Source organism: Rufibacter ruber (assembly GCF_014138425.1).
Lineage (GTDB): Bacteria > Bacteroidota > Bacteroidia > Cytophagales > Hymenobacteraceae > Nibribacter > Nibribacter ruber_C.
On record NZ_JACJIQ010000026.1, the window covers coordinates 1 to 23,893 of the forward strand.

General features: G+C 53.6%; 16 protein-coding genes. 9 read left to right on the forward strand and 7 right to left on the reverse strand.

What is annotated here, in order from left to right; all coding sequences use genetic code 11:
• On the forward strand, positions 1-2,513 hold a 2,513-nt coding region (locus FHS90_RS20820; RefSeq protein ID WP_182514445.1), incomplete at its 5' end, for a M16 family metallopeptidase.
• Positions 2,514-3,813: 1,300 nt separating this feature from the next.
• Here the strand turns inward: FHS90_RS20820 and FHS90_RS20825 are convergent.
• On the reverse strand, positions 3,814-6,030 hold the full coding sequence (locus FHS90_RS20825; protein ID WP_343049818.1) for a TonB-dependent receptor domain-containing protein: 2,217 nt from the start codon (positions 6,028-6,030) through the stop codon (positions 3,814-3,816).
• A gap of 229 nt (positions 6,031-6,259) precedes the next feature.
• Between FHS90_RS20825 and FHS90_RS20830 the strand changes: the two genes are divergently transcribed.
• The 3 genes from FHS90_RS20830 to FHS90_RS20840 all read left to right on the forward strand — a co-directional run bounded on the left by FHS90_RS20830 (position 6,260) and on the right by FHS90_RS20840 (position 9,390).
• Complete coding sequence (locus FHS90_RS20830) at positions 6,260-7,456, forward strand: PQQ-dependent sugar dehydrogenase (RefSeq protein ID WP_182514447.1); 1,197 nt, start codon at positions 6,260-6,262, stop codon at positions 7,454-7,456.
• Positions 7,457-7,913: 457 nt separating this feature from the next.
• Positions 7,914-9,026 (forward strand): DUF4932 domain-containing protein, encoded by a 1,113-nt coding sequence (locus FHS90_RS20835; RefSeq protein ID WP_066829385.1) that lies wholly within the window; start codon positions 7,914-7,916, stop codon positions 9,024-9,026.
• Positions 9,027-9,171: 145 nt separating this feature from the next.
• Positions 9,172-9,390 (forward strand): hypothetical protein, encoded by a 219-nt coding sequence (locus tag FHS90_RS20840; protein ID WP_066829388.1) that lies wholly within the window; start codon positions 9,172-9,174, stop codon positions 9,388-9,390.
• Positions 9,391-10,840: 1,450 nt separating this feature from the next.
• Here the strand turns inward: FHS90_RS20840 and FHS90_RS20845 are convergent.
• On the reverse strand, positions 10,841-11,398 hold the full coding sequence (locus FHS90_RS20845; RefSeq protein ID WP_066839646.1) for a type 1 glutamine amidotransferase domain-containing protein: 558 nt from the start codon (positions 11,396-11,398) through the stop codon (positions 10,841-10,843).
• A 94-nt stretch (positions 11,399-11,492) separates the two neighbouring features.
• Between FHS90_RS20845 and FHS90_RS20850 the strand changes: the two genes are divergently transcribed.
• Together FHS90_RS20850 and FHS90_RS20855 are read left to right on the forward strand one after the other, a co-directional pair.
• Positions 11,493-12,005 (forward strand): TlpA family protein disulfide reductase, encoded by a 513-nt coding sequence (locus FHS90_RS20850; protein ID WP_066839648.1) that lies wholly within the window; start codon positions 11,493-11,495, stop codon positions 12,003-12,005.
• Between the two features lie 5 nt (positions 12,006-12,010).
• Positions 12,011-12,634 (forward strand): thioredoxin family protein, encoded by a 624-nt coding sequence (locus FHS90_RS20855; protein WP_066839650.1) that lies wholly within the window; start codon positions 12,011-12,013, stop codon positions 12,632-12,634.
• Between the two features lie 102 nt (positions 12,635-12,736).
• On the opposite strand, the gene FHS90_RS20860 is transcribed toward FHS90_RS20855, so the two are convergent.
• Positions 12,737-13,093 carry a hypothetical protein gene (locus tag FHS90_RS20860; RefSeq protein WP_241499121.1) on the reverse strand — a complete coding sequence of 119 codons (357 nt, stop codon included), beginning with the start codon at positions 13,091-13,093 and terminating at the stop codon, positions 12,737-12,739.
• 281 nt (positions 13,094-13,374) lie between these two features.
• Here FHS90_RS20860 and FHS90_RS20865 point away from each other — a divergent pair, with 281 nt between their 5' ends.
• The 3 genes from FHS90_RS20865 (at position 13,375) to FHS90_RS20875 (ending at position 16,307) form a co-directional block, all read left to right on the forward strand.
• Positions 13,375-14,010, forward strand: coding sequence for a C40 family peptidase (locus tag FHS90_RS20865; protein WP_066839651.1), 636 nt, complete (start codon positions 13,375-13,377; stop codon positions 14,008-14,010).
• Positions 14,011-14,487: 477 nt separating this feature from the next.
• Positions 14,488-15,366, forward strand: coding sequence for a YkvA family protein (locus FHS90_RS20870; RefSeq protein WP_066839652.1), 879 nt, complete (start codon positions 14,488-14,490; stop codon positions 15,364-15,366).
• A 188-nt stretch (positions 15,367-15,554) separates the two neighbouring features.
• The gene (locus FHS90_RS20875; RefSeq protein ID WP_246387295.1) at positions 15,555-16,307 is read left to right on the forward strand and encodes a M48 family metallopeptidase; all 753 of its coding nucleotides are present in this window, start codon (positions 15,555-15,557) and stop codon (positions 16,305-16,307) included.
• A gap of 1,192 nt (positions 16,308-17,499) precedes the next feature.
• On the opposite strand, the gene FHS90_RS20880 is transcribed toward FHS90_RS20875, so the two are convergent.
• The 4 genes from FHS90_RS20880 to FHS90_RS20895 form a co-directional block, all read right to left on the reverse strand.
• Positions 17,500-17,757 carry an acyl carrier protein gene (locus FHS90_RS20880; protein ID WP_066835568.1) on the reverse strand — a complete coding sequence of 86 codons (258 nt, stop codon included), beginning with the start codon at positions 17,755-17,757 and terminating at the stop codon, positions 17,500-17,502.
• A gap of 34 nt (positions 17,758-17,791) precedes the next feature.
• On the reverse strand, positions 17,792-21,175 hold the full coding sequence (locus tag FHS90_RS20885; protein ID WP_066835566.1) for an efflux RND transporter permease subunit: 3,384 nt from the start codon (positions 21,173-21,175) through the stop codon (positions 17,792-17,794).
• A 73-nt stretch (positions 21,176-21,248) separates the two neighbouring features.
• A complete protein-coding gene (locus tag FHS90_RS20890; RefSeq protein WP_066835564.1) occupies positions 21,249-22,376 on the reverse strand; it encodes an efflux RND transporter periplasmic adaptor subunit in 1,128 nt (375 codons plus the stop codon).
• 34 nt (positions 22,377-22,410) lie between these two features.
• Positions 22,411-23,892: a TolC family protein gene (locus FHS90_RS20895; protein ID WP_182514448.1), complete on the reverse strand. Its 1,482-nt coding sequence runs from the start codon at positions 23,890-23,892 to the stop codon at positions 22,411-22,413.
• Between the last annotated feature and the right edge of the window lies 1 nt (position 23,893).

The window sequence follows — 23,893 nt, forward strand, 5'->3', positions numbered from 1 at the left end:
GGCTGGAGGCCGACAGAATGGGCTTCCTGCTCGACGCCGTCACCCAGAAGAAGTTTGAGGTGCAGCGCGAGACCGTGAAAAACGAGCGCGGGCAGCGGTACGACAACTCTCCTTACGGTTTGGTGTATGAAAAAGTAAGCGCGGCGCTGTACCCGTATGGCCACCCATACTCCTGGACCACCATTGGCTACATTGAAGACCTGAACCGCGTAGACGTGAACGACCTGAAGAACTTCTTCCTGCGCTGGTACGGGCCCAACAACGCCACCCTCACCGTGGGCGGCGACGTGACGCCTGCCCAGGTGGTGAAGCTGGCCGAGAAGTACTTCGGCTCCATCCCGAAGGGGCCGGAGGTAAAGAACATGAAGCTACCGGCGCCGGTGCTCACCCAGGACCGTTACATTTCGTATGAAGACAACATCCGGTTCCCTATGGTGCAGATGACCTTGCCCACGGTACCGGCCAGTCACCCAGATGAAGCGGCCTTAGATGTGTTATCCCGCGTGATTGGCGGCGGCAGAACGTCTATCATCTACCAGAACCTGGTAAAAACGCAGAAGGCCAATCAGGCAGGTGCGTATCATTCCACCTCAGAACTGGCTGGTGAGTTCACCTTGACCGCCCGCACGTTCCCAGACAAGTCTCTGGCAGACATGGAGAAGGAGCTGCGCAACGCCATTGCCGAGTTTGAGAAGAAAGGCGTGTCTGATGATGACTTGGAGAAATTCAAAGCCTCGGCGGAAGCCAGTTTTATCAACCGCCTGTCCAGCGTATCTGGCAAGACCTCTACGCTGGCTGCCTACCAGACCTTCAACGGCAACCCTAATTACCTCAAGCAGGAGATGCAGGCAATCCAGTCTGTGACCAGAGAAGACGTGATGCGGGTGTACAACAAATATGTGAAGGGCAAGAAGGCCGTCATCCTGAGCGTGGTGCCAAAAGGCAAACCAGAAATGGTGGCCAAGGCCGATAACTACACTGTTGACAAATCTGGCTACAAAGCCCCGGCAGATCAGTACGCCGGCCTGAAGTATGTGAAAGCCAAAGACACCTTTGACCGCAGCAAGAAACCTGCCGCCGGCGCCAACCCCACCATCACCGTTCCGCCGTTCTGGAAGCAGAATCTGGCCAACGGCATCAAGGTGATTGGCTCTAAAAACGATGAAGTACCTACCGTAACGTTGCTGTTCACCCTGCAGGGCGGGCACAAGCTGGAGGCGCATGATCCGTCTAAAGCCGGTATTGCCTCTTTGACGGCCTCCATGCTGAACGAGTCTTCTGTGAAGCGTTCGGCCGAGGACATCAGCACCGAGATGGAGAAGCTGGGCTCCTCCATCTCCTTCGGCAGTGGTTCTGAAAGCATGACCGTTCAGGTGCAGTCGCCGGTGAAAAACCTGGACGCCACCCTGGCCCTGCTGGAAGAGCGCATGTTCAGCCCTAAGTTTGACCAAATAGAATTTGACCGCCTGAAGAAGCAGCGCCTGGAGGCCATCAAAAACCAGAGCACCCAGCCTACCGTGGTGGCAGACAACGTGTACAACAAAATGCTGTACGGTGAAGGCAACATCAGAGCTGTACCAGTAGTGGGAACGGTGCAAACGGTAGAAAATATTTCGCTGGAAGACGTGAAGAAATTCTACCAGAATTACTTCTCGCCAAGCGTGACCAACCTGGTGATTGTGGGCGATGTGGAGCAGAACCAGATCATGCCCAAGCTGGCGTTCCTGAACAAGTGGCAGCCGAAACAGGTGACCATGCCGTCAGATTTTAAAACCGCCGGTATTGACAAGACCAAGATCTTTATTGTAGACAAGGAGAAAGCCGCCCAGTCTGAGATCCGGATTGGTTATATGGCGCTGCCGTATGACGCCACCGGCGAGTACTACAAAGCTTCTTTGATGAACTACGTGCTGGGCGGGGCCTTCAACAGCCGCATCAACCTGAACCTGCGCGAAGACAAAGGCTACACCTACGGCGCCCGCTCCGGCTTCTCCGGCACCGAGGAAGCTGGTCCGTTCACGGCCTCTGCCGGGGTTCGCTCCAATGCTTCTGACGCCTCTGTGGTGGAGTTCATGAAGGAGATCAAGCGCTTCCGCGAGGAAGGCATCACCGACGAGGAACTGGCCTTCATGAAGAGCGCCATTGGGCAGTCTGATGCCCGCCGCTATGAGACGTCGTTCCAGAAGGCGGCCTTCCTGAACAACATGCTGCGTTACAACCTCACACCAGACTACGTAGCCAAGCAGAACGAGATCCTGCAGAACATCACCAAAGAGGAGATCAACGCGCTGGCTAAGAAGTACCTGCCCGTTGACAACATGAGCATCATGCTGGTGGGTGACAAAGCGGCTATCAAACCAGGCCTGGAGAAACTGGGCTACGAGGTGGTGGAGCTTGATCCGGATGGTGCCCCAATCGTAGCTAAGGTGGAGGCTCCGGCCATCACGGCAGAGCCGAAGAAGGAGGATCCTAAGAAAGGCAAGAAGGCCAAGAAAGAGGGACGCATCTTCTAGTTCTTCTGCAATACCAGACACTGCTCCGGCAGTGACCTGCTTTGGAGGCGTTTCCGGGAAAAGAGCCCGGAAACGCCTCTTTTTTTTCGTGCTCCCCAGGTCTTCCAAGTGCCTTTATGCCTCAGGTCAGCTTGTGGTCAGGGGAAGTGCTCCGCAGATTCTTCTGTCTGCTGCTGCCCTGGCTGTGGCGAGGTATGTTTGCTGTTCCCCTGGCGGTGACGGTTTGACGACGGAGTGCGTAGTCTGTAGTTGCTGTTGGCTAGCTGCTGCAGGGGCAATGCGTAGTCTGCTGTTCCCCTAGCTGCGGCAGGAATGCGTAGTCTGCTGTTCCCTTGGCTGTGCCGTTTGCTGCAGTGCCGTTGTTTTAAGAATGCGTGGTCTGCTGTTCCCTTGGCTTTGGCGGTTGACGCAATGCCTTACTCACTGCGTTGTTTCATCTTTACCGGTAAGCGCTCACGGCCGCGGGGCCCCGTCCTGGCGGTGAGCACTGCTGTTAAAACTAGGCCCTCCGGCCTTGCCTTCGGCACCGTATTAACAGAGGCGCTCACCCCCAGGACTGGTTTGGGTTCCTTTACTGTAACTGCCTTACTTACTCTGTCTGCCTCTGCACGTCACCGTTGCTGATCCGCTAGCCTGAGACGAGCCTGTGCTGCGCACATCAGCCAGGGGCAGAAGTGCTAATTAACAGAGGTTCCACCAGCAGAAGTGTTGATTGTTCATTGTTGTTTGTTTGTTGGTTTACTTATTGCTGCTGGTTTGTCACTTTCTCTGGTTCAGGTTTCCAACTTGGACCTACAATGATGGAAGCTTTCAGCTTCCATGAGGCGGCAGCCTCACATTACTTCTGCCTTCTATAGCTCCCTCTTCTGCCCCTCTATGGCGCGGAAGTTACTTCCGTGCCTTCTAACGCCAGATGATACTCACGCGCTGGCGCGGGCCTCCAAACGCGTGCCTACAGCTGACGGGCGGTCTCTGGCTGCCCTCGCGGCGCGGCAGCGAAACCAGACATTGCTGCTTCTTTCGTGTTGAATTGCCTAAAGAAAAGAGGAAGAACTCAAGACTCAGGACTCAGAACTCTCTCCCCTACTCCCCCTTTGAAGGGGGCGAAGGGGGATGTTTACTCAGGAGGACACGCATGCCTGATACTCCCCTCCCGGGAGGGGCAGGGGTGGGTTCCATACGCCTGCCACCGCTGTACCGCCTGCCCCGAGACCCTTAACGCGGTCCAAGGGCCTGCGGGCGTCTGTGCCAAAAGCCGTTTCCGGCCTGTTTTTCGTAAATCAGCGCCAAAACGCGCAGGCTAAAAACTCTTCTTCACCTGTATGCCCCCATAGAAATTCCTCCCTGGTGCAGCCTGAAAATACCGGCCTCCAAAACCATTCAGATCATTGCCCAGGCTGTAGTCGCGGTTGGTGGCGTTGTCTATACCTGCGTACAGATCCAGTCCCCATTTATCCTGCCAGGTGCGTCTAAAGCCGGTGCGGGCGCCAAAAATGTAAAACTCTGGGGCATAAACGGTATTGGCATCATTCAGCGGAATCTCTGCGGTGTAATTGGCGGTGGCGTTGAGGTAAAAACCCGGCTTGGTGTCAGCGTCTAAACCTAGCGTAAGCACGTGCTGGGGTGTACCTGTGAGTTGGTTGCCAGAATAGTCATTCTCCCCAGATTGGTATTGCTGAAACCTGAAACGGTTAAACGCATACGTGCTCCAAACCCGAAGCATCTGTAGACCCTGGGTGGGGGCTTGCACCAACGCGTAGCCCAAAGAAGCCTCTATGCCTTGTTGCCTGGTGGCACCTGCATTTATAAAATATTCTATTGCTACCTTTTCACCATATGCCAAAACCGAATCGGTACGGCGAACAATCGTTTCATCCAGGTTAAAGAAGTAGCCCGCCACATCAAAACTCAACCGCCGGTTCAAGTAATTTCCCCGCAACCCTACTTCATAGTTCACTCCCTGCTCTGGTTGCAGGGTGGTATTGAATTGGCCGCTGCTGGGTCTAAGTTCTGCATCTGTGGGCGGAGAGAAACCGGTGCTGATGCTGGCGTGGGCCGAAAGCTCCGGCGAAAACACTTTCACCAGCCCCACGCGCGGCGAAAACTGTGGCTCCAGGTTTCTGGCGCGTACGGGTACAGACGAAGCAATAGCCGCATCAAACACCCTGGTCAATTCATACCGCACGCTGTTCAGGCTCGCTCCTACGGTAAAGATGAACCGGGCGGGCAGGTCAAGTTCGGCCTGGCCGAAAACAAAGCTTTGCTGCTGCCAAATCTCATCATCATATTTCAAATCCCCTGTTTCACCGGCTTGGTTATGATAGTGGCGGGAATTCATGAAGCTCCTGAACGCCTCAGCGCCCAGCGTGAAGCGGGCGGGCAGAGTGGCCAGCTGTGTGCGGTAGGTGGTGCGGGTTCTTCCGCCGAAGGCCTGGTTCGTGTTCCGCTCATAGTCTGTGGGGAACGGGTTGTCAAAGAAGCTGAAAACCCCAAACAGGGAGGTGGTGTTGCTCCACTGGTCATTGAAATGGTAGGTATGCACCAGTCCCAGATTGATGCCTTCCAAGTCAATGGAAGCCTTCTGGTCTTTGTTCATTTGGCGGGCGGCACGGGGATTCTGGCTAAACTGCTCGCGGGTGAGGGCCCCGGGCAGCTCATAGTACAGGTCAGAATAGTAGGCGTGAAAGGAAAAAGTCTGCTTCTCTGACGGATACAGCTGGCCTGAGACGAGCAGCGTCTTCCGGTCCAGGGCGCTCTGCTCTCTATAACCGTCTAATTTCTGCGCGTCATACCGCACCAGCAGGTTTGATTTCTCCCCGCCTACGGCCGCAGAGGCAAACCCTCGGCGCAAGCCGAAAGAGCCTACCAACCCACCTACCGCGGCACTGGTTTCGCCGGCGGCCGGGCGCACAGTCTCCAGCAGCACCGCCCCGCCGGTACCGGCCCCGTACACGCTGCCCGCAGGCCCTTTGATCACCTCTACACTGCCAATGGTGGCGGCATCTAGCAGGTTGAGCGACAACGTACTGTTCGCCTCTACCAGAGGCACCTCATTCAGGTACACCTTCACGTTACGCACGCCAAAGGGTGCCCGCAGACTGCTGCCCCTAATGGAGAGACGGTAGCTGCCGGTGGCCCGTTCCTCCATGCGCACCCCCGGAATGGTATTGAGCGCCGGTACCAGCGTAGTCTCACTGAAACGCTCCAGCTCGCGCTTTTCCAGCAGGGCAACAGAGCCGGCCGTCTCCTGCAGAGGCCGTCTGCTCTCATACCCGGTCACCACCACCTCGCGCAGCTGGGTAGTGTGGGCAGTGAGCGGTACTGTAAGGCTGGCGGGAAGGCCCTGCACCGCGTAGGTGCGGGTGCGGTAGCCCAGCAGGGCAATGGAAAGGGAATCGGCGGTAGCCGGAATCTCTAGTGAAAAACGCCCCTGGGCGTCACTTACGGAACCTACCGCAGTCCCTACCGCCCCAACGCTGGCACCGGCCAGCGGCTGCCGCGTCTGTGCGTTCAGCACACGGCCAGAGATTTTGGTTTGGGCAGCAACTGCAGCAGAAAGGCAAAACAGACAGAAAAGAAACAGGTATTTCATGAAGACGGCACCAGCGGCAAGAATGATATTTCTACGGACAATTCAGATAAGTACTTGTAACAAACCTACCGCAATTCGGTTAGAAATAAGTAACCAAACCGCAGCTTCCGGCTGGTCTCCTTACGGAACCCGCCCCTGCGAAAGCCAAGAAACTATGAAAAAAACCTCCTCCGCTGTAACCGCCGGGCTCTTGTCCCTTTTATTTGCCGCCTCTCCGGGGCATGCCCAAACCAAGAAACCCGCCGTCTCTGAAAGCATGCAGGGCCATATCTTTAAACCTGCCGTACTGGAACCCACAGAGGCACATGTGCGCCAGCTCAAGGTGCCCGCCGGGTTCACCGTGACCAAGTTTGCCGAGAATCTGGGCAAACCCCGTATGCTGGCGGTGGCACCAGACGGCACGGTCTATGTGACCAGCCGTGAGGCCGGCACCGTGACCATGCTCAAAGACAAAAACAAAGACGGCAAAGCCGATGAGACCAAAGTGGTGGCCCAGAAGGAAAACATGCACGGCATTGCCCTCAAAGACGGCAAAGCCTACCTCATCACCGTGAATGACGTCTACACCGCAGACCTGAACAAAGACGGCACGCTGGGCTCCCTCAAAGAAATCATGACGGGCCTGCCCGAAGGCGGCCAGCACAACAACCGAACCCTGGCCTTTGGACCTGACGGCAAACTCTACATCAGCGTGGGCAGCACCTGCAACGCCTGCGAAGAAACCACTGACCTGAACGGCACCATGCTCCAGGCCGATGCCGACGGCAAGAACCGCCGCATCTTTGCCAAAGGGTTGCGCAACACCATCGGGTTTGGCTGGCACCCGCAAACCTATGCCATGTACGGCTTTGACCACGGCATAGACTGGCTGGGAGACGAAGAGGCCAAAGAAGAGTTCAACCGCCTGGAAGACGGCGCCGACTATGGTTGGCCGTACGTCTACGAGAACGGCAAAGCCAACAAAGCCGATGAGCCCAAAGGCATGAGCTGGGAAGAGTACGCCAAAAAAGCCAAGAACCCGGTGCTCCTGTACAGGGCCCACGCGGCGCCGCTGGGGCTGGCGTTTTACACCGGCTCCCAGTTTCCGAAGGAGTACAACGGCGACGCATTTGTGACCATGCACGGCTCCTGGAACCGGAAAGAAGCAGTAGGCTATAATGTGGTGCGGGTAAAATTCCAGAACGGCCAGCCTACCCAGATAGATGATTTCCTGACGGGTTTTCTCCTGAACGGCAACAAAGCCCAGTTTGGCAGGCCCTGCGGCATAGCGCAGCACCCAGACGGCTCCCTGCTCATTTCAGATGATGAGAACGGGGTCATCTACCGGGTGGCGTACACCGGCAAAAAGTAAACCGCCGGTTTTCGCCTGTTTTCCAAAAACCAGCCCAGAAACAGCCGTTTTGGGGCTGGTTGTGTTTTTTTTCGGCACCAGAACTTCGCATTTCTCCGGTAGGTGTGAGTAGTATCTTTCACCGGTTTACGGCTGTTGCGGAGTAAGCGCCCACTCACCGGTGGCCCAACGCTCCTGACAAGCAATGGCTGAAGATTCAACTCCAGCCATTGCGTTTGTCAAAGTTGCCAGGAAAGTTTCTGTTTTAGGCCTGTTTTCTCAAAATCAGCGCCAAAACAGCAGGATTGCCCTCTGCAGGAACCCTAGAATAAAAAACATTTTTCCTCCGGAAGGAAATAAAACGGCTTTCTTTTCGACCATAATTTATATTACTTTATATCAGCTGTTGACTTCCAGAAAGAGAACCTCAACCGTTTATCTCGTATCAGTCTGTTTGTTCATATACTTGGTAACTCCCATGCTGCACTTTCTCACCAAAGCGGTACTGGCCGCTTGCCTGCTCCTGCTCCCCCACCTGCCAGCGGTTGCCCAACAGAAAGAGATAATAGTAGAAGTCAATAAGAATATAGAGGTCTTGTGCGCCTTGAACAACCAGCTCTCTGCGGCCTTTCTCCGGGACTCAGTGGCAGATCCTTTCCTGTACACCTCAACACGGCTTATGCGGTTGAATTATGAACATTTTTTGCCGTACCAGAAGCACCCAGCCGTGGAGGCTACCCAGCACCTGTCAGATAAAATTGGCACGGGTGTGTACCTGTTAGGGCTGTTTTATGAAGAGCTGCCCAGGGTAAAGCAAAAGCAGCCGGTCTCTGAGGTTATTCTGCGGGAGATTCACCCCCACCCAGACACTGCCGCCCAGGTGGTGCAGGCCTACATGCAACTGGTGGCGCAATTCTACCAGGATACCCGGTTTGACCGTTACCTTCGGCAGAACCAACCCACCTACCAGCTGGCCATACAGGAAGTCCGGAAAAGCCTCCCTGGCCGTGCCTTTCTCCCCACCCTGGAAAACTATTATGGTGCCTCCAAAGGAAGCTATCACTTAGTGGTGATGCCCTTCTTCAAGTCAGGCTGGGGCCTCTCCTGGCAGGTGGAGGATCACGGGAAAACGCACCTCTACAACATTGCGGCCCCCATGCAGGAACAGGTTCTTGACAGGAACAAAAGAACGTTAGCCGCCGGGTATGACAACCCAACTGAAATCAGGAATCTGTCTGTCCATGAGTTTGGCCATTCGTTTGTGAACCCTCTCACCACCCAACCACCGCTTGAAGCACAGATCAACCAGTATGCGCACCTGTTCAAGCCCATCCCCCATCAGCCCCAGTACACAGATTGGCTAACCAGTTTTAATGAGCATCTGGTACGGGCCGGTGAAATACGCATTGCACTGCAAATGGGTACTGCCCAGGGCGCCCAGGCCCTACAGACCTCCTACCGAGACTGGATGTACCTGCCCCACTTCCTGCAACAGCTTTCCAGGTATGAGCGCAACCGGATACAATACCCCACCCTGGCCTCCTTTCTCCCAGACCTGGTTGCGTCCCTGTCAGCACTTGGCCAAAAGTAAGGGCAACAGAGACCAGGGCGGCACAGCATTGAGACCCCTGTCACCTGGCACACCTGCCTTATCTACTTCTGCCATTCTCCCGTAAACGGAAGCAGGCGTTTCACACCTAAAAAGGTGACACCCTGCCACCTAAACCAAGAGAACTATGAAAAAGACAGCAAATTTACTGGCTACTGCTTTTACCGCCGCCTTCCTGTTCACCTCCTGCGGTGATTCCAAACCCACAGAAACCACCGGCAACACCGTAACCGAAGACATGGTAGACGGCGCCGACGGCGGCTTAGACTCCCTGAACACCTCTGAACCAGACTCTCTGGACACGTCTCAGCAAGACATGACCACCCAAACTGATTCGGCCAGGTAGGCCATAGTCTTTTAGAAAAATCATTACCTGTTTTGGAGCCGTTTTTCTGAGAACAGCTCCAAAACAGGTACTCTGTGTACTGATTGATGTTTCCCGCCAGTACAAGGTTTAGTGAAGACGTGCTGTTTTTCAATCGGGTCCTTAGTGAAGGGCAGGAGAACTCAAGTTTGCTGAGCTGCCGGCAAAAAACTGAGTCAGGCGTAATGAACCTGCCCCTTCCAGGGAGGGGTGTATCAGGAATGCGTGGGGCAAATGGCGGGTGACCGTACCTCAGCAATGCGTGGAACGGCAGGTGTCAACATCCCTCTTCGCACCCTTCAAAAGGGGGAGTATTGGAGTGAGTTCTGAGTCCTGAGTTCAAAGTCCTTTCTTTTCCCCCCAGACAAATCAGCACGAATGAAGTAGCAATGCCTTGTTTCGCCGCCGCGCCGCGAGGGCAGGCAGAGACGGCCCGTCATCAGTAGGCACGAGTATGGAGACTCGCGCCAGCGCGTGAGTATCAGGTAGCGTTAGAAGGCACGGAAGTAACTTCCGCGCCATAGGGGGCAGAAGAAGCAGAAGTAATGTGAGGCTGCCGCCCCATGGAAGCTGAAAGCTTCCGCCATTATAGGTCCAAGTTGGAAACTTGAACCAGAGAAATCGGCAGGCAAGCAGCAATAAGTAAACAAACACAATCAACACTTCTGCCAGTGGCACCTGGGTTAATCAACACTTCTGCCCCTGGCTGATGTGCGCAGCACGGGCTCGTCTCAGGCTAGCGGATCAGCAACGGTTACCTGCAAACCAATTAACAACCAGAGAAGCTGATCAGGAGGGGAACCCAAACCAGTCCTGGCGGGGAGCGCCTCTGTTAATACGGTGCCGCTCCAGCGGCAAGGCCGGAGGGCCTAGTTTTAACAGCAGTGCTCACCGCCAGGACGGGGCCCCGCGGCCGTGAGCGCTTACCGAAAAGATGAAACAACACAGTGAGTGAGGCCCTGCGTCAACCGCTAAAGCCAAGGGAAACAGCGGACTACGCATTGCCACTGCAGTATTAAGCAGCACAGCCAAGGGAACAGCAGATTGCGGCAGCAGCCCAGCCTAGGGAACAGCAGCCCACGCATTCCCACTGCTACAAGCAGACCTTCCTACCTGTGAGGCATTGACGAAACGGTACTCCCAGGGGAACAGCAGACTGCGTACAGCAACGGCGGCCGCAACTGACACGGCGACACCACACCCAGGACAACACTGAAACGGCAGTAGAAGCGTAAGAGCGGCACGGTAAAAAGCAGCATGGCCAGAACCTCTATCTTGGGTTCAAACCCAAAGGCTCCCCCCAATGGACCTGTGCTAAAAAAACTAACCCAAAACCTGTTTCTGGCCTGTTTTCAGAAAAACAGGCCAGAAACAGAAAACGCCGAAGCAGTTTTTTCCAACCACTTCGGCGTTGCCTGAAGACTGTTACGTGTTATTTCCGGTCATGCTTGCCCTCAGCAAACTCCTCAATCATCTTCTTGTTGAAAGCCGGAATATCATCTGGTTTGCGGCTGGTGACCAACCCGTTATCAGTGACCACCTCTTCATCTACCCAGTGGGCACCGGCGTTGGCCAAGTCAGTTTTAAGGGAAGGCCAGCTGGTCATTTTCCGGCCTTGCACGGCCCCGGCTTCAATGAGGGTCCAGGGCCCGTGGCAGATGGCGGCAATGGGTTTCCGGCTGTCAACAAAGGCTTTCACAAAGGCCACGGCCTGGTCATTGGCCCGCAGGTAGTCTGGGTTCATCACGCCGCCGGGCAACAGGAGGCCGTCATAGTCTTCGGCCTTGGCCGCGCCTAACTCTTTATCAACAGAGAACTCTTTGCCCCAGTCTTTCATATCCCAGGCTTTCACGGAGCCTGACCGCGGGGAGATGAGGTGGGTTTGCGCGCCCGCCTCTTCCAGAGCGGCCTTTGGTTTCTCCAATTCTACCTGCTCAAATCCTTTTTCCACTAAAATCGCTATCTTTTTTCCTTCTAAGTTCTGTGCCATAGTTTTAAAACAACAATTACTATAAAGTTCTTTATGGGGTGTACTTTGGTACAGCAAGAATCGTTACATTGTTAAACTAAAAAGGAGAACCTCTATGGCTTTTCGTAGAACAATAGCCTCTTGCTTTTTTGTCTTGTGCCTGCTGGCGGCGGGTACGGGCAGGGCACAGGGCCAGCGGGTGCCGCTGGTGAAACTGCCGCACCTGCAGCGCTACCTCACCTCTCCCGCAGACACCACCTACATCATCAACTTCTGGGCCACGTGGTGCAAGCCCTGCGTAGAAGAGCTGCCCCACTTTGAGGCACTGCAGAAAGAGTATGCACAAAAACCGGTGAAGGTGATCCTGGTGAGCCTTGACTTTGCGAAGGATCTGGAGAAGAAGGTGATCCCTTTTGTGAACCGGAACAAGCTGCAGAGCACCGTCTTTGTGCTAGACGAACCCGACCAGAACGCGTGGATCCCGCTGGTGGACCCGTCCTGGAGTGGGGCCATCCCGGCTACGCTCCTGCTGAACGGTGCCCGCAAGCAGCGGTTCTTTGTGGAGAAGCCGCTCTCCCCAGCCCAACTAAAAGAGCTTTTAACCTCTAAATTCCCCCTTAACCCCTAATCCCTATGAGAAAACGTTACCCATTCCTGTTCCTGATGAGCGTTCTGGCGCTCTTCTCCTTTGCCTTTACCGCAGATGAGGCGGGGTACCAGCTAGGTGATACGGCCGCCGACTTTAAACTGAAGAACGTGAACGGGCAGATGGTGAGCCTCAAAGACTACAAAGACGCCAAAGGCTTTATTGTCACCTTCACCTGCAACACCTGCCCGTACGCCAAACTGTATGAAGACCGCCTGATTCAGCTGCACCAGAAATACGCGCCCAAAGGCTATCCTGTGGTGGCCATCAACCCCAATGATGTGACTGCTTCGCCGGGCGATTCATTTGAGGAGATGCAGAAACGGGCCCGGCAGAAGAAGTTTCCGTTTGCCTATCTGCATGATGAGAGCCAGGAGGTAGCCAGAAAATACGGCGCCACCCGCACGCCGCACGTCTACGTGCTCACCCGCACCGGCAATGAGCTGAAGGTGACCTACATTGGCGCCATTGATGACAACTCTGGAGACCCGGAGAAAGTACAGAAACGCTACACAGAGGCCGCCCTGGACAACCTGCTCGCTGGCAAGCCCGTGCAGCAGGCCACCACAAAAGCCATTGGCTGTACCATCAAGTGGCGCGGCGACAGCTAAAGGGTTAGCAGTACGCCCCCTGGAAGAATGCGTTTTGGGGCTGTTTTTCAGAAAACAGCCCTAAAACGCATTTTACTTTACAGACACTCCAGGTTACGCAGCTTAGACGGCAGAACCAGGTTTTTTGCGTTGGGCGCTGGCCAGATAACTCTCTTTAGTACCCGCCTCGCGCGCCTCTACCTCATATTTATTCTGATAATACCCCACCCGCATTGACTCCAGCAAGTAGAGCCACAGGAATTTAAAAAAGCCATGCTCCTGAAACTGACGCACATGGATTAACTCATGGGCCACCCACGGGGTATTCTGCAGAAAGTTTTCTTTGGAAACTCCGCTGAGGTGTATACTTTTGCCCAGCACCATGGCCACGTTGGGGCTCTTCAAGACCCAGCGGGCAATGCGCGCAAACGGTGAGCGCTCAATTATTTTTATATTTTTACCCAGCGGTTCCATCTCCATATCTACGGTTGCTATATACGGCAACTGAGGCCGCCACGCTACATTTTTCCCTTCGTCACCCCACACGCTCCCCCACCTCCCAATGAAAATGGCCTTATACGGGTTTGGTTTTTAAAGGTTTTGTTTTTAGCTTTGAAATAATGACGAAATACTGAGCAAAGGTATTTCATCTGAGAATTGGCTTTCTTCCTGTTTTCAAGCTGCTTTTGCACTTGCTGTTGGAAGGGCCGCGGTCACCTCTGCTGCAGCCGGAGTTGCCCGATGTTCACCATTAAAAACAGATGATGAAGAATTACGTTCTGTCTGCATTAGCCCTTGGGGCCGCATTGCTTTCCTTCCTGTATGATGCCCCGGCATCTATTGCCGCCACCGCCTCTTCTGAGACGGTAGACCTCACCTCTGCCGAGATGCTGGAGGAATGGGTCCTGACCAACAACAGCTCTGGCAACAACCTGGCCGAAGCCGCCAAAGAGAAGTCGCTCACCTTCAAAGACTCCCTTTTCTACAACTACTACTCCCAGTCCCTGGGGCTCCAGCTGGAATACACCGAGGACAAGGAGTTGCTGGAAACCGTCTCTGACTGGATTGGCACCCCCTACCGCTCTGGCGGAAGCTCCCAGCGCGGCACAGACTGCTCTGGCTTTGTGACCAGCATCTACAAGAAAGTGTACGGCATTACCCTGAGCCGCAGCTCCCGCTCCATGTTTCAGGATGTTGACCGCGTAGCCAAAACCGAGATGGAGACCGGTGACCTGGTTTTCTTCCGCCGTGGACCCGGCCAACCCATCTACCACGTGGGCATCTACCTGAAAGACGGCAAGTTCATTCACTCCGCCACCCACGGGGGCGTGATGATCAACTCGCTCTACTCACCTTACTACAAGAGAAACTTCTACGCTGCCGGCCGGGTCATCTAACCCAAACGCCCCAAGAGGTTATACAACCAGAAGCGCCTGCCTTTCACCAAGGGCAGGCGCTTCTGGTTGTGTGCAGCTCCTGTTTTTGACCTGTTTTCTGAAAAACAGGCCAAAAACGCAAATAGCCCCACCCGGGCTTTTAAGAGCTTGTTTACATTTTGATTTTGCAAGCGAAAACGGGGAGCGAAAGGTTCTACTATAGCGTTTTTTGAGCAGCATAGCAGCGCGCAATGGTGCGAGTCAACCGCGAAGCCAGGTTCTTTTGATACCCGTTTGCAGCGCAAAAGACAGATTTAAACATGCTCTAACCTAATACAGCGAAAACAAGTATAGAACAACGGTAAAAGCAAGAGCTTCTGCGGCTCCTCTTTTTTCCTGCCGCCCAACCTGCCTGACAATCTATTTATTTTGTTAATTCGCCCCTGTTAGGCACGGCGGCCACCGCTTGACCTAAAACCTAATTCTATCTTTACACCTATGGAAGCCGAAAACCCAAATAAGGACCATGTGTCCCAATCGTCGTTCTTCAAGAAGTTCCTGAAGAAGGCTGAAGAATACGTAAAACAACCGCTCCGCGTGAAGGAGCTGCTAAATGACGCCTACCAGAAAGCCAGTGAGAAAAAAGACTTCGGCACTATTGCAACAGAGGCGTTTGAGAGCCTGGGCACGCTTTCGCGCCTGATCAAGGCTGCCGTTTCTAAGGAATACACCGGCATTCCCACTTCCACCGTGGTGGGGGGGATTGCGGTGGTGATTTATTTCCTGTCGCCTATTGACCTGATCCCAGACTGGTTACCGGTGATTGGCCTCATTGATGATGTGAGCCTCCTGGCCTGGTTTATGACCAGCATCAAAGCCGAAATGGATAAATTCAAAGTATGGGAAGCCTCCCAGCCTGCCAAACCGCAAACCCCTGCACCCGTTGACCCTACCCGCGCTGAACTGACGGTTGACACATCAGCGCATACGCCCAAGTACGGCAATGAGCCTGCGGGCCAGTATGGCTCTGCCCGTGAAACCGCCCCCTCTACCGGGGCAGTGGGTTCTTCCGGCCCCGCCGGCCATACGTCCCCAGAGGCCGGCAACATGCAGGTGGGCAACAATTCATCAGGGGCGCAAGGCTCTACCGGCGGTATCATTCCCCCTCAAAACGAAACCCCGGTCACTCACTTTGACACCGTTGAAGGCACGCCCCTGCAGGAAATAGACCCCACCGCCACGCCAGACGCCCGCCCCACAGACCAGGGCGTACCAACTGGTTACGGTGAACCCAACGTACGCGCCTCTACCACAGACAGCACCCGCGTGCCCAGCTCAAACAGCTATGACAGTGACCACGGCGGCAACGTGCGTTAAAATACGGCACCAAAGAAAACAGGGAGTTGCCTTCTGCCGGGGTGTTCGCACAGCCCCCCACCTAGTACAGGTACTCCTGAATGTAAAAAGCACCTTCTAACAGAGGTGCTTTTTTTATGTACCGCCAACAACAGGGATTGCGGGCACCAATGCTATTTCAGAGCCGAAGTGGTATCTTTGCTGTAGATATGAAGAGAAAGCAAGGTAGTCTGGCGGCCAAGGCCGAGATTCTGGAGAAGGAGATGGAGGGAATGGGCAGGGTTCAGTTTGTGCCCAGCAGTACCGCCAAATATGTAAGGATCAGCATCAAACCGGGCGTGGGCGTGCAGGTGACGCTCCCCAAAAGGGCCACTATGGCGCAAGCCGAGGCGTTTGTGCAGGAAAAGGCTGCCTGGATCAGAAAACACCTGGCCCGCCAGCAGCAGGAGCTGCAGAAAAAGACGCTTTTCTCCCCGTATGACACCTTCCAGACCCGCTTTCACCAGCTGCAGCTATTGCCCCACACCCTTCCGCAACTCAAAAGCAGGCTCAAAGAAGGCGTGTTGCAGGTTTGGTACCCGGTGCAGACCGGTTGGGAAGACCAGCAAGTGCAAGAGTATATCAGAACATCAGTAGAGCAGGCGCTGCGTCTGGAGGCCAAACAGTACCTTCCGCAGCAAGTGGCGCACTTGGCCCAGAAGTTTGGGTTCTCTTACAGGAACGTCACCATTAAGAACGCCAAGACCCGCTGGGGAAGCTGCTCTGCCACCAACAACATTAACCTGAGCCTGCACCTCATGCGCCTTCCGCAGCACCTCTGCGACTATGTGATTCTGCATGAGCTGGCGCACACGGTTGAGAAAAACCACGGCCCCAGATTCTGGGCACTGCTAGACCGCATCAGCGGCAATGCCCGTGGGTTAGACAATGAGTTGAAAGCGTACCGGCTGCAGATCTATTAGCTTCTGTTTTCGGCCTGTATTGCTGAAAACAGCCCGAAAACAGGAAATGGGCACAGACGCCCGCAGGCCTCATCAGGACGGTACGGGGCCTGGTGAGCGGGCGGTACAGCGGGGGCAGGCGTATAGAACCCACCCTTCCCGGGAGGGGAGTTGTCCGGCATGCGTGGGGCAAGTGGCGGGTGAACGCACTTCAGCAATGGGTGTCCTCCTGTGTAAACATCCCCCTCCGCCCCCTTCAAAGGGGGAGCATCAGAGTGAGTTCTGAGTCTTGAGTCTTGAGTCCTTCCTTTTTTCTTTAGGCAATTCAATACGAATGAAGCAGCAATGCCTGGTTTCGCAGCCGCGCCGCGAGGGCAGGCTGAGACCGCCCGTCATCAGTAGGCACGCGTCTGGGGACTCGCGCAAGCGGGAGTATCAGCTGGAGTTAGAAGGCACGGAAGTAACTTCCGCGCCATAGAGGGGCAGAAGAGGGAGCTATAGAGGGCAGAGGTAATGTGAGGCTGCCGCCTCATGGAAGCTGAAAGCTTCCGCCATTATAGGTCCAAGTTGGAAACTTGAACCAGAGAAAGCGGCAAACAAGCAGCAATAAATAAACAACACTTCTGCCCCTGGCTGATGTGCGCAGCACGGGCTCATCTCAGGCTAGCGGATCAGCAGCGGTTACCTGCAGAGGCAGACAAAACAAGGGAAGCTGATCAGGAGAGGAACCTAAACCAGTCCTGGCGGTGAGCGCTTACCGGAAAAGATGAAACAACTTAATAAGTGAAGCACTGGAGCAAACGGGAGAGCCAAGGGAACAGCAGACTACGCATTCCTGCCGCAACTGCAGCAGCAGCAGGCAACACATTCCAGCAGCAGCTAGCCAACAGCAACTACAGACTACACATTCCGTTGTCAACCACCCCAGCCATGGCAACAGCGAACTACACATTCCAGCAAACGGCCAAGCCAAGGGAACAAAAATCACGCATTCCAGCAATGGCAGACCACGCATAGCTGCACCCACATTCATCTCCAATAGATTCTCAGCTATATTGGGCGGTACCCCAGTACAGTCAAATGCCCTGAAGCACGTCTGTTTTTGACCTGTTTTCCAGAAAACAAGCCTAAAACAACTTCCCAAACAGGCAAAAAAGAAAGGCGAAGGAAAAATTCCCCCGCCTTTCCAGGTCAAAAATGAGCAACTTAAATATTAGCTGGCCTGCTTTAGGGTATGCGCAGACACAAAATCAACAAAATCACCAACGGTGTTCAACGGCACCTCATCTGGAATCACAATTTGAAAGCTTTTCTCCAGCTCCAGAATGATATCTACCACGTCTACGGTATCAAACCCAAACTCTTTGCTCAGGTTAGAAGACACCCGTAGCCGGGAAGGCTTGATCTCCTTGGTTTTACTGATAATTTTAACAACCTCGCGGGTGATAGAGGGTACTTGTGCGGTCATCATATGGGTAAAGACTATAAATCTGTTTTTTCGGGTTCTAGCTCACTAATACATATTCCTTCTTCTGCCTGCGGGCAGGCAACACCCTGTCTTTGATCTTCTCATTGATCAGGTACATCATGGGCACCACTACCAGGGTCAGGAAGGTGGCAAAGCTCAACCCAAAGATGATGGTCCAGGCCAGCGGGCCCCAGAACGTCACGTTTTCACCGCCCAGGAAAAAGTGCGGGTCCAACTCGGTGAAGAGCGTGAAGAAGTCCAGGTTCAGGCCTATGGCCAGCGGAATCAAACCTAAGATGGTTGCCGTAGCGGTCAGCAATACCGGGCTCAAACGTGTTTTCCCGGCTATGATGATGGCTTCCCTTAGTTCCATTCCCTCTTTCTCGTAGAGTACATCTGTGAACTCCACAATCAAGATCCCGTTCTTCACCACAATCCCTGCCAAAGCAATGATCCCAATTCCGGTCATCACAATAGACATGTCCATATTAAAGACAGTGAACCCGATCAATACCCCTATGATGGAAAATAAAACTTCTGATAAAATTATCAACGTCTTGGAAACCGAGTTGAACTGAATCACTAAGATCAAGAAAATCAGGCTAATAGAAGCCACCGCCGCCAGAGAAAGAAAATCCATGGTCTCTTTGATATCTTCCTGCTCACCGCCCATTCTGATCTCATAGCCCTCTGGGGTAGGGAAACGCTCCAACACGGTCTGGATGTTGCCCACCACCTCGTTAGGGTTATAGCCGCCCAACACGTTTGAGGAAAGGGAGACCACCCGTTTCAGGTTCTTGCGCTTGATGCCGCCGTAGGTGGTAGAGTACTTGATATTTGCCACCGCCGAAACCGGAACCTGCCGCACCTGCCCAGACGGGTCTCTGAACGTGAGTACCATGCCCATGAGCTGGTCAATGTTCTTGCGGTACTGCTCGGCCAGCCGTATCTGGATAGGGTACTCCTCCTCGTCCTGCTTAAACTTAGAGGCCTCTTTCCCGAAGATGGCCGTACGCAGCTCAGAACCTATCTGGGCGGTACTAAGCCCTTCACGGTTGGCCCGCACGCGGTCAATCTCAACGGTGATCTCCGGGTTCTGGTCTTCCAGATCAGTACGCAAATCTTCAACCCCGGCAATCTGGGCCGAGTCAAGGTACCGTTGCACCTGCTTAGAAAGCCGCACCAGGCCATCAAAATCCTCCCCGGCAATCTCCACCAGGATGGGTTTACCGGTTGGCGGACCGTTCTGCTCCTGCTCCACGGTAATTTCAGCACCGGGGATTCCTTTCACCGCTTCGCGGATCTTGTCTTTGTAGGTGGCGGTACTCAGGCCTGACTCGCGGTACTGGTACTCCACAAACGCCACTGTGACGCGGCCTTTGTTTGACTCGGCCTGCTGGCTGCCTGATTGCGGATCTCCCGCACCCACCGCCACATTTGAAATCACAGACTCCACGTTCGGGTTATTTTCACCTATCACGCTGTAGACACGTTTCTCCACTACTTTCGTGATAGAGTCTGTCACGGTTTGATCCGTGCCCACCGGCATGGTAATGTAGGTATAGATAAAGTTGGGATCCCCCTCTGGGAACAGCACCACCTTGGGTGACCGCAAGGCCGTGGCGAAGATAGACAGGAACAATAAGGCCACAATAGACCCCAGCACCACGTACGGCCTCTTGCCCAGCATCATCCAGCGCAGCATACGCTCATAGCGGCGCATAAAGGCAGGCAGCACTTTGTTCTGGAAACCGTTGATCCAGCCGGTGAATACAAATTTGTTCAGGGCCACAAACACCATGAGCACCAGAATCAGGTTGCCCAGGCCGAACCAGCCCGCCAGATAGCTCAAGACAGCCACCCCCGCCATGATGATCATGGTGAGCCTGAAGTTCTTACGGCCTCTGGCAGGGTCACCGCCCTTACCCATGAAAGACACCGCAAACACTGGGTTGATGATGAACGCCACCAACAAAGACGCCATTAGCGTGAGAATCAGCGTTATGGGCAAGTAGAACATGAACTCCCCAATAATACCCGGCCAGAAAGCCAGCGGCATGAACGGGGCCACGGTGGTCAACGTACCCGCCAACACAGGCAGGAACACTTCACCTGCCGCTAGTTTAGCCGCCTTGGTGACGCTGTAGTTGGTGTCATGGAAAATGCGGTGGGTGTTCTCAATCACCACAATGGCATCATCTACCACAATCCCCAGCGCCAGCAGGAACGCGAACAGCACAATCATGTTCAGGGAGAAGCCCAGCATTGGCATGATCAGGAACGCAATGCACATAGAGATGGGCACTGACAGCCCCACAAACAAGGCGTTGGTGGTACCCATGAAGAACATCAAGATCAACGTTACCAGAATAAACCCGATGATGATGGTGTTGATCAGGTCATTCAGGGTATGGCGGGTCTGGGTTGACTGGTCACCGGTTACCGTGATTTTCAAGGTTTCAGGCAACTGCTTCCCGTGTACTTCTTTAATGATGGCATTAATTTTATCAGAGGCCTCAATCAGGTTCTCGCCAGACCGTTTCACCACGTTTAAGGTAATCACCGGCTCATTTTCTAAGCGCGCAAAGCTCTCCCGCTCTTCAAAGGTGTCAATGACCTGGGCAATGTCCCGCAGGTAGATGTTCCCTCCGTTCAGGGATTTCACCACAATGTCGCCAATGGCGGTAGGGTCTGTGTACTGGCCTACCACGCGCACGGCCCTTTTCATGTCACCCACGCGCACCGTACCGCCTGAGATGGTCATGTTCTCAGTGGCAATGGCGCGTTCAATATCAGCAAAGGTGACTCCGGCCACCTGCATCTTGTACATGTCAATGTTTACCTGTACCTCCTGCTCCAGTGCCCCTACAATGTCTACCCGGGTGATCTCTGGCAGCGCCTCAATCCGGTCCTGCAGGTCCTCAGCAAACTGTTTGAGCTTCTCTGCGCTGAAATTACCAGAGAGGTTTACGTACATGATGGGCATCTCAGAGAAACTGATCTCCTGCACGTTAGGCGCTTGGTCCAAGTCAGTGGGGAGGTCGGTTTTGGCTTTATCAACGGCATCTTTCACCCGCTGCTTGCCCACCTCCACGTCTACATCTGTGTTGAACTCTACGTTGATCATGGCAAAGTCCTGCATAGAGGTAGACGTCACCTTCTTCACGCCGTTCAATGACTTGATCTGCTTTTCAATGGGCCGCGTGATCAGGTTCTCCATGTCAGACGGGGACGTACCCGGGTACACCGTGGTCACAATCATGGTAGGGATCACAATGTCTGGGAAGTTTTCTTTCTGCAACCGGTTATAGGCCAGAACACCCGCAATGGTGATCAGCAAGGTGATGATATAGATACTGGTGCGGTTATCTATAGACCAGCTGGTGGGCTTGAATTCTTTTACGTTATTTGAGTTTTCCATATACTTTGGAAGTTAGGGCTCCGCCCGATTTTAGCACTGTTCCTTCATCGGGCGAAGCCCACCTTTTGATTTATTAGAGACGCACCGCCTGGCCTTCATTCAGGTTTTGGGCACCGGCACTGATCACCTGGTTGTTGGCCTTTAAGCCTGCCACCACTTCAATTTTCCCGTTATAAGAGGTACCGGTGGTGATAGTGCGTTTGGCAGCTATTTTCTGACCGCCTTTCTGCTCCACCACATACACAAAGTTGCCCTGCTCGTCTTTCTGCACCACCTCTAACGGAATGGTCAAGGCATTCTCTTTTATGTAGTCCTGAATGCGTACCACGGCCACCATGTTAGGGCGCAGCTGCACTTTGCCCTGCTCAGAAGGCTTCACGCCCAGTTCCACGGTAAAGGAGCGGTTGGTAGGGTTAATGTTGCTGCCCACTACCCGCACGGTAGTCATGATTTCCTGGTTCAGGTCTGGGATCAGCACCAACGCATCATCGCCTTTCTTGATTTTGCTGGCGTAGGCTTCTGAGACTTCGGCCAGGATCTTGCCACCGCTGGTGTTCACTACCCTGATAATCCCCACCCCAGGCGCCACTGACTCACCGGAATTCGGGATCACCTCATCTACCTCCCCAGAAATGGGAGCGGTGATGGTATACTGGGCTTTGGTCTCCCTTAGAGTAGCAATCTGGCGCTCCAGACTCTCCACATTGTTTTTGGCTTGCAGATACTGGATCTCGGTACCAATCTTCTGGTCCCAGAGGTTTTTCTGCTTCTGAAACACGGTGCGGGCCAGGTCTAAATTAGGCCGGAGGGCGGCAATCTGCTGGTCTACCAAGGCGGCGTCAATGGTAGCCAACACTTGGCCTTTGCTCACGCGATCACCACGTTTAACCCGCACACTGGTCAGCACGCCCGGTACTTTTGCGCTCACCATCACGTTCTGGTCAAAATCTACCCTGCCCTGCACCTCCAGGTAGTGCCGGAAGGTTTCTGGCTGCACCGTTACCGCAGAAACCGGAACGGCCACCACTTTGGCGCCTTTGCCCTCTTTCTGCAGTTCACCTTCAAGCTTGGTGATTTGGCTGGTCAATTCAGCTTGCTGCTTTTTAAGGCTGGCTAACTGGGTTTCTTTGTCTTGGGGTTGGTTGGTACAGGCTGTAACCACAGCCATGGCTAAAAAAGAAGCGAGTATTTGCTTTTTCATAGAATGTCTGAACGTATGTTCTTTTCTTTAAATACTATTTAACTAATAAGGCCCCGGTGGCTCTGTCTGCCTCTACCTGGGCAATGAGCGCATCATACAAGGCGCTGTAATAATTGGTCTGGGCGGCCCTGAGATCTGTCTCAGCGGTAATCACCTCCAGGTTAGAACCTACCCCCTCCTGATATTTAATGCGGCTCACGCGGGCAATCTCTTCGGCCAGTTCCAGGTTCTGCCGCTGGGCGCGGAGGACACTTAAGGTGTTGGCCACTGTGGCGTCAGACTGTCTGAGCTGCAGGTCAATAGACTGCTGCAGCTGCTCAAAGCCCAACCGTACATTCTCCAGCTCAATTCTGGACTGCTGCACTTGATAGCTCTTGCGGAGGCCGTCAAAAATAGGAATCTGCAAACCCACCCCCACTGCTCCAAAGTCAAACCAAGTGCGATTGATACCTGCGCTCTCAGTTGCTCTTATTTTTGCTAAACTAGAGAAGGATTGTTCATTGCTGTTATAACCGTAAGTGCCAGACAATATTAATTTAGGCATATAGCCCGCCTTTACATTGCGCTGGTTCAGTAAAGCTAACTCCCGCTGGGTCTCTAAAATAGAATACTCTATGCGGTTAGCATATGTAAAACCATTGGTATTTATCTTAGACTCTGTATTGGCTAATGCACTTTCATTCAATTGGTCTGCTAAGACAATGGAGTGTTCCTGCGGAAGCCCCATCTGAAATTTGAGGAGTTGCTCACTTAGTTCCAGCAAACGCTGGGCTTTGTCACGGTCAATCTTCAGGTTGTTCAAACTTACCCTTAACCTATCAACGTCTAATTTTTCTACAAACCCGTTCTGGTTCATGATGGAGGTTTGGCGCAGCAGGGTGTCTAATCTGGTAAGATTCTGGTCTAACAGCTGAATTTGCTCACTGGCTACCAACACGCCATAATAAGCCTTGCTTACCTGCTCAGCCACCTCAATTTCACCCTGTTGTGTGTTCTTTCTGGATAACTCTGTGTAAGTAGCGGCGGCTTTTAACCCAATAAGGTAAGAACCGTCAAATAAGAGTTGAGAACCTGAGACAACAGCACTTCCACTCCACGGTTGTTGGAATGTAAGTATTTGTGGGCCAGACATTCCCTCAGGAATAGTATAAGTAGGTTTAAGTACTATGTCACCGTTCCCGTTAATTTGGTCTCTGGTGATGGTAAAGTCATTTAACTCTCCACCTACACCAGTGGCTCCAAAGTCTACTTTAGACTTCTGTGGAATATAATTATGATTGATGTCTACCCCTGCATTGATTTGAGGCAAACCAGCTGCCCTGATTTCTCCTACTTTGGCTTTATCTATCTGCTCCTGGTTGCGAAGCACTTTTAGGCTCACCCGGTTCTGTAAGGCATAGTCAATGGCTTGCCTTAACGTGAACGCCTGCTCTTGCGCCCAGGCGGGCAATGCGGTGAGCAGCACCATTAGAAGCCAGCCGGCCATACTCCCGCTGACTTTTTTAAACTTTTTCATA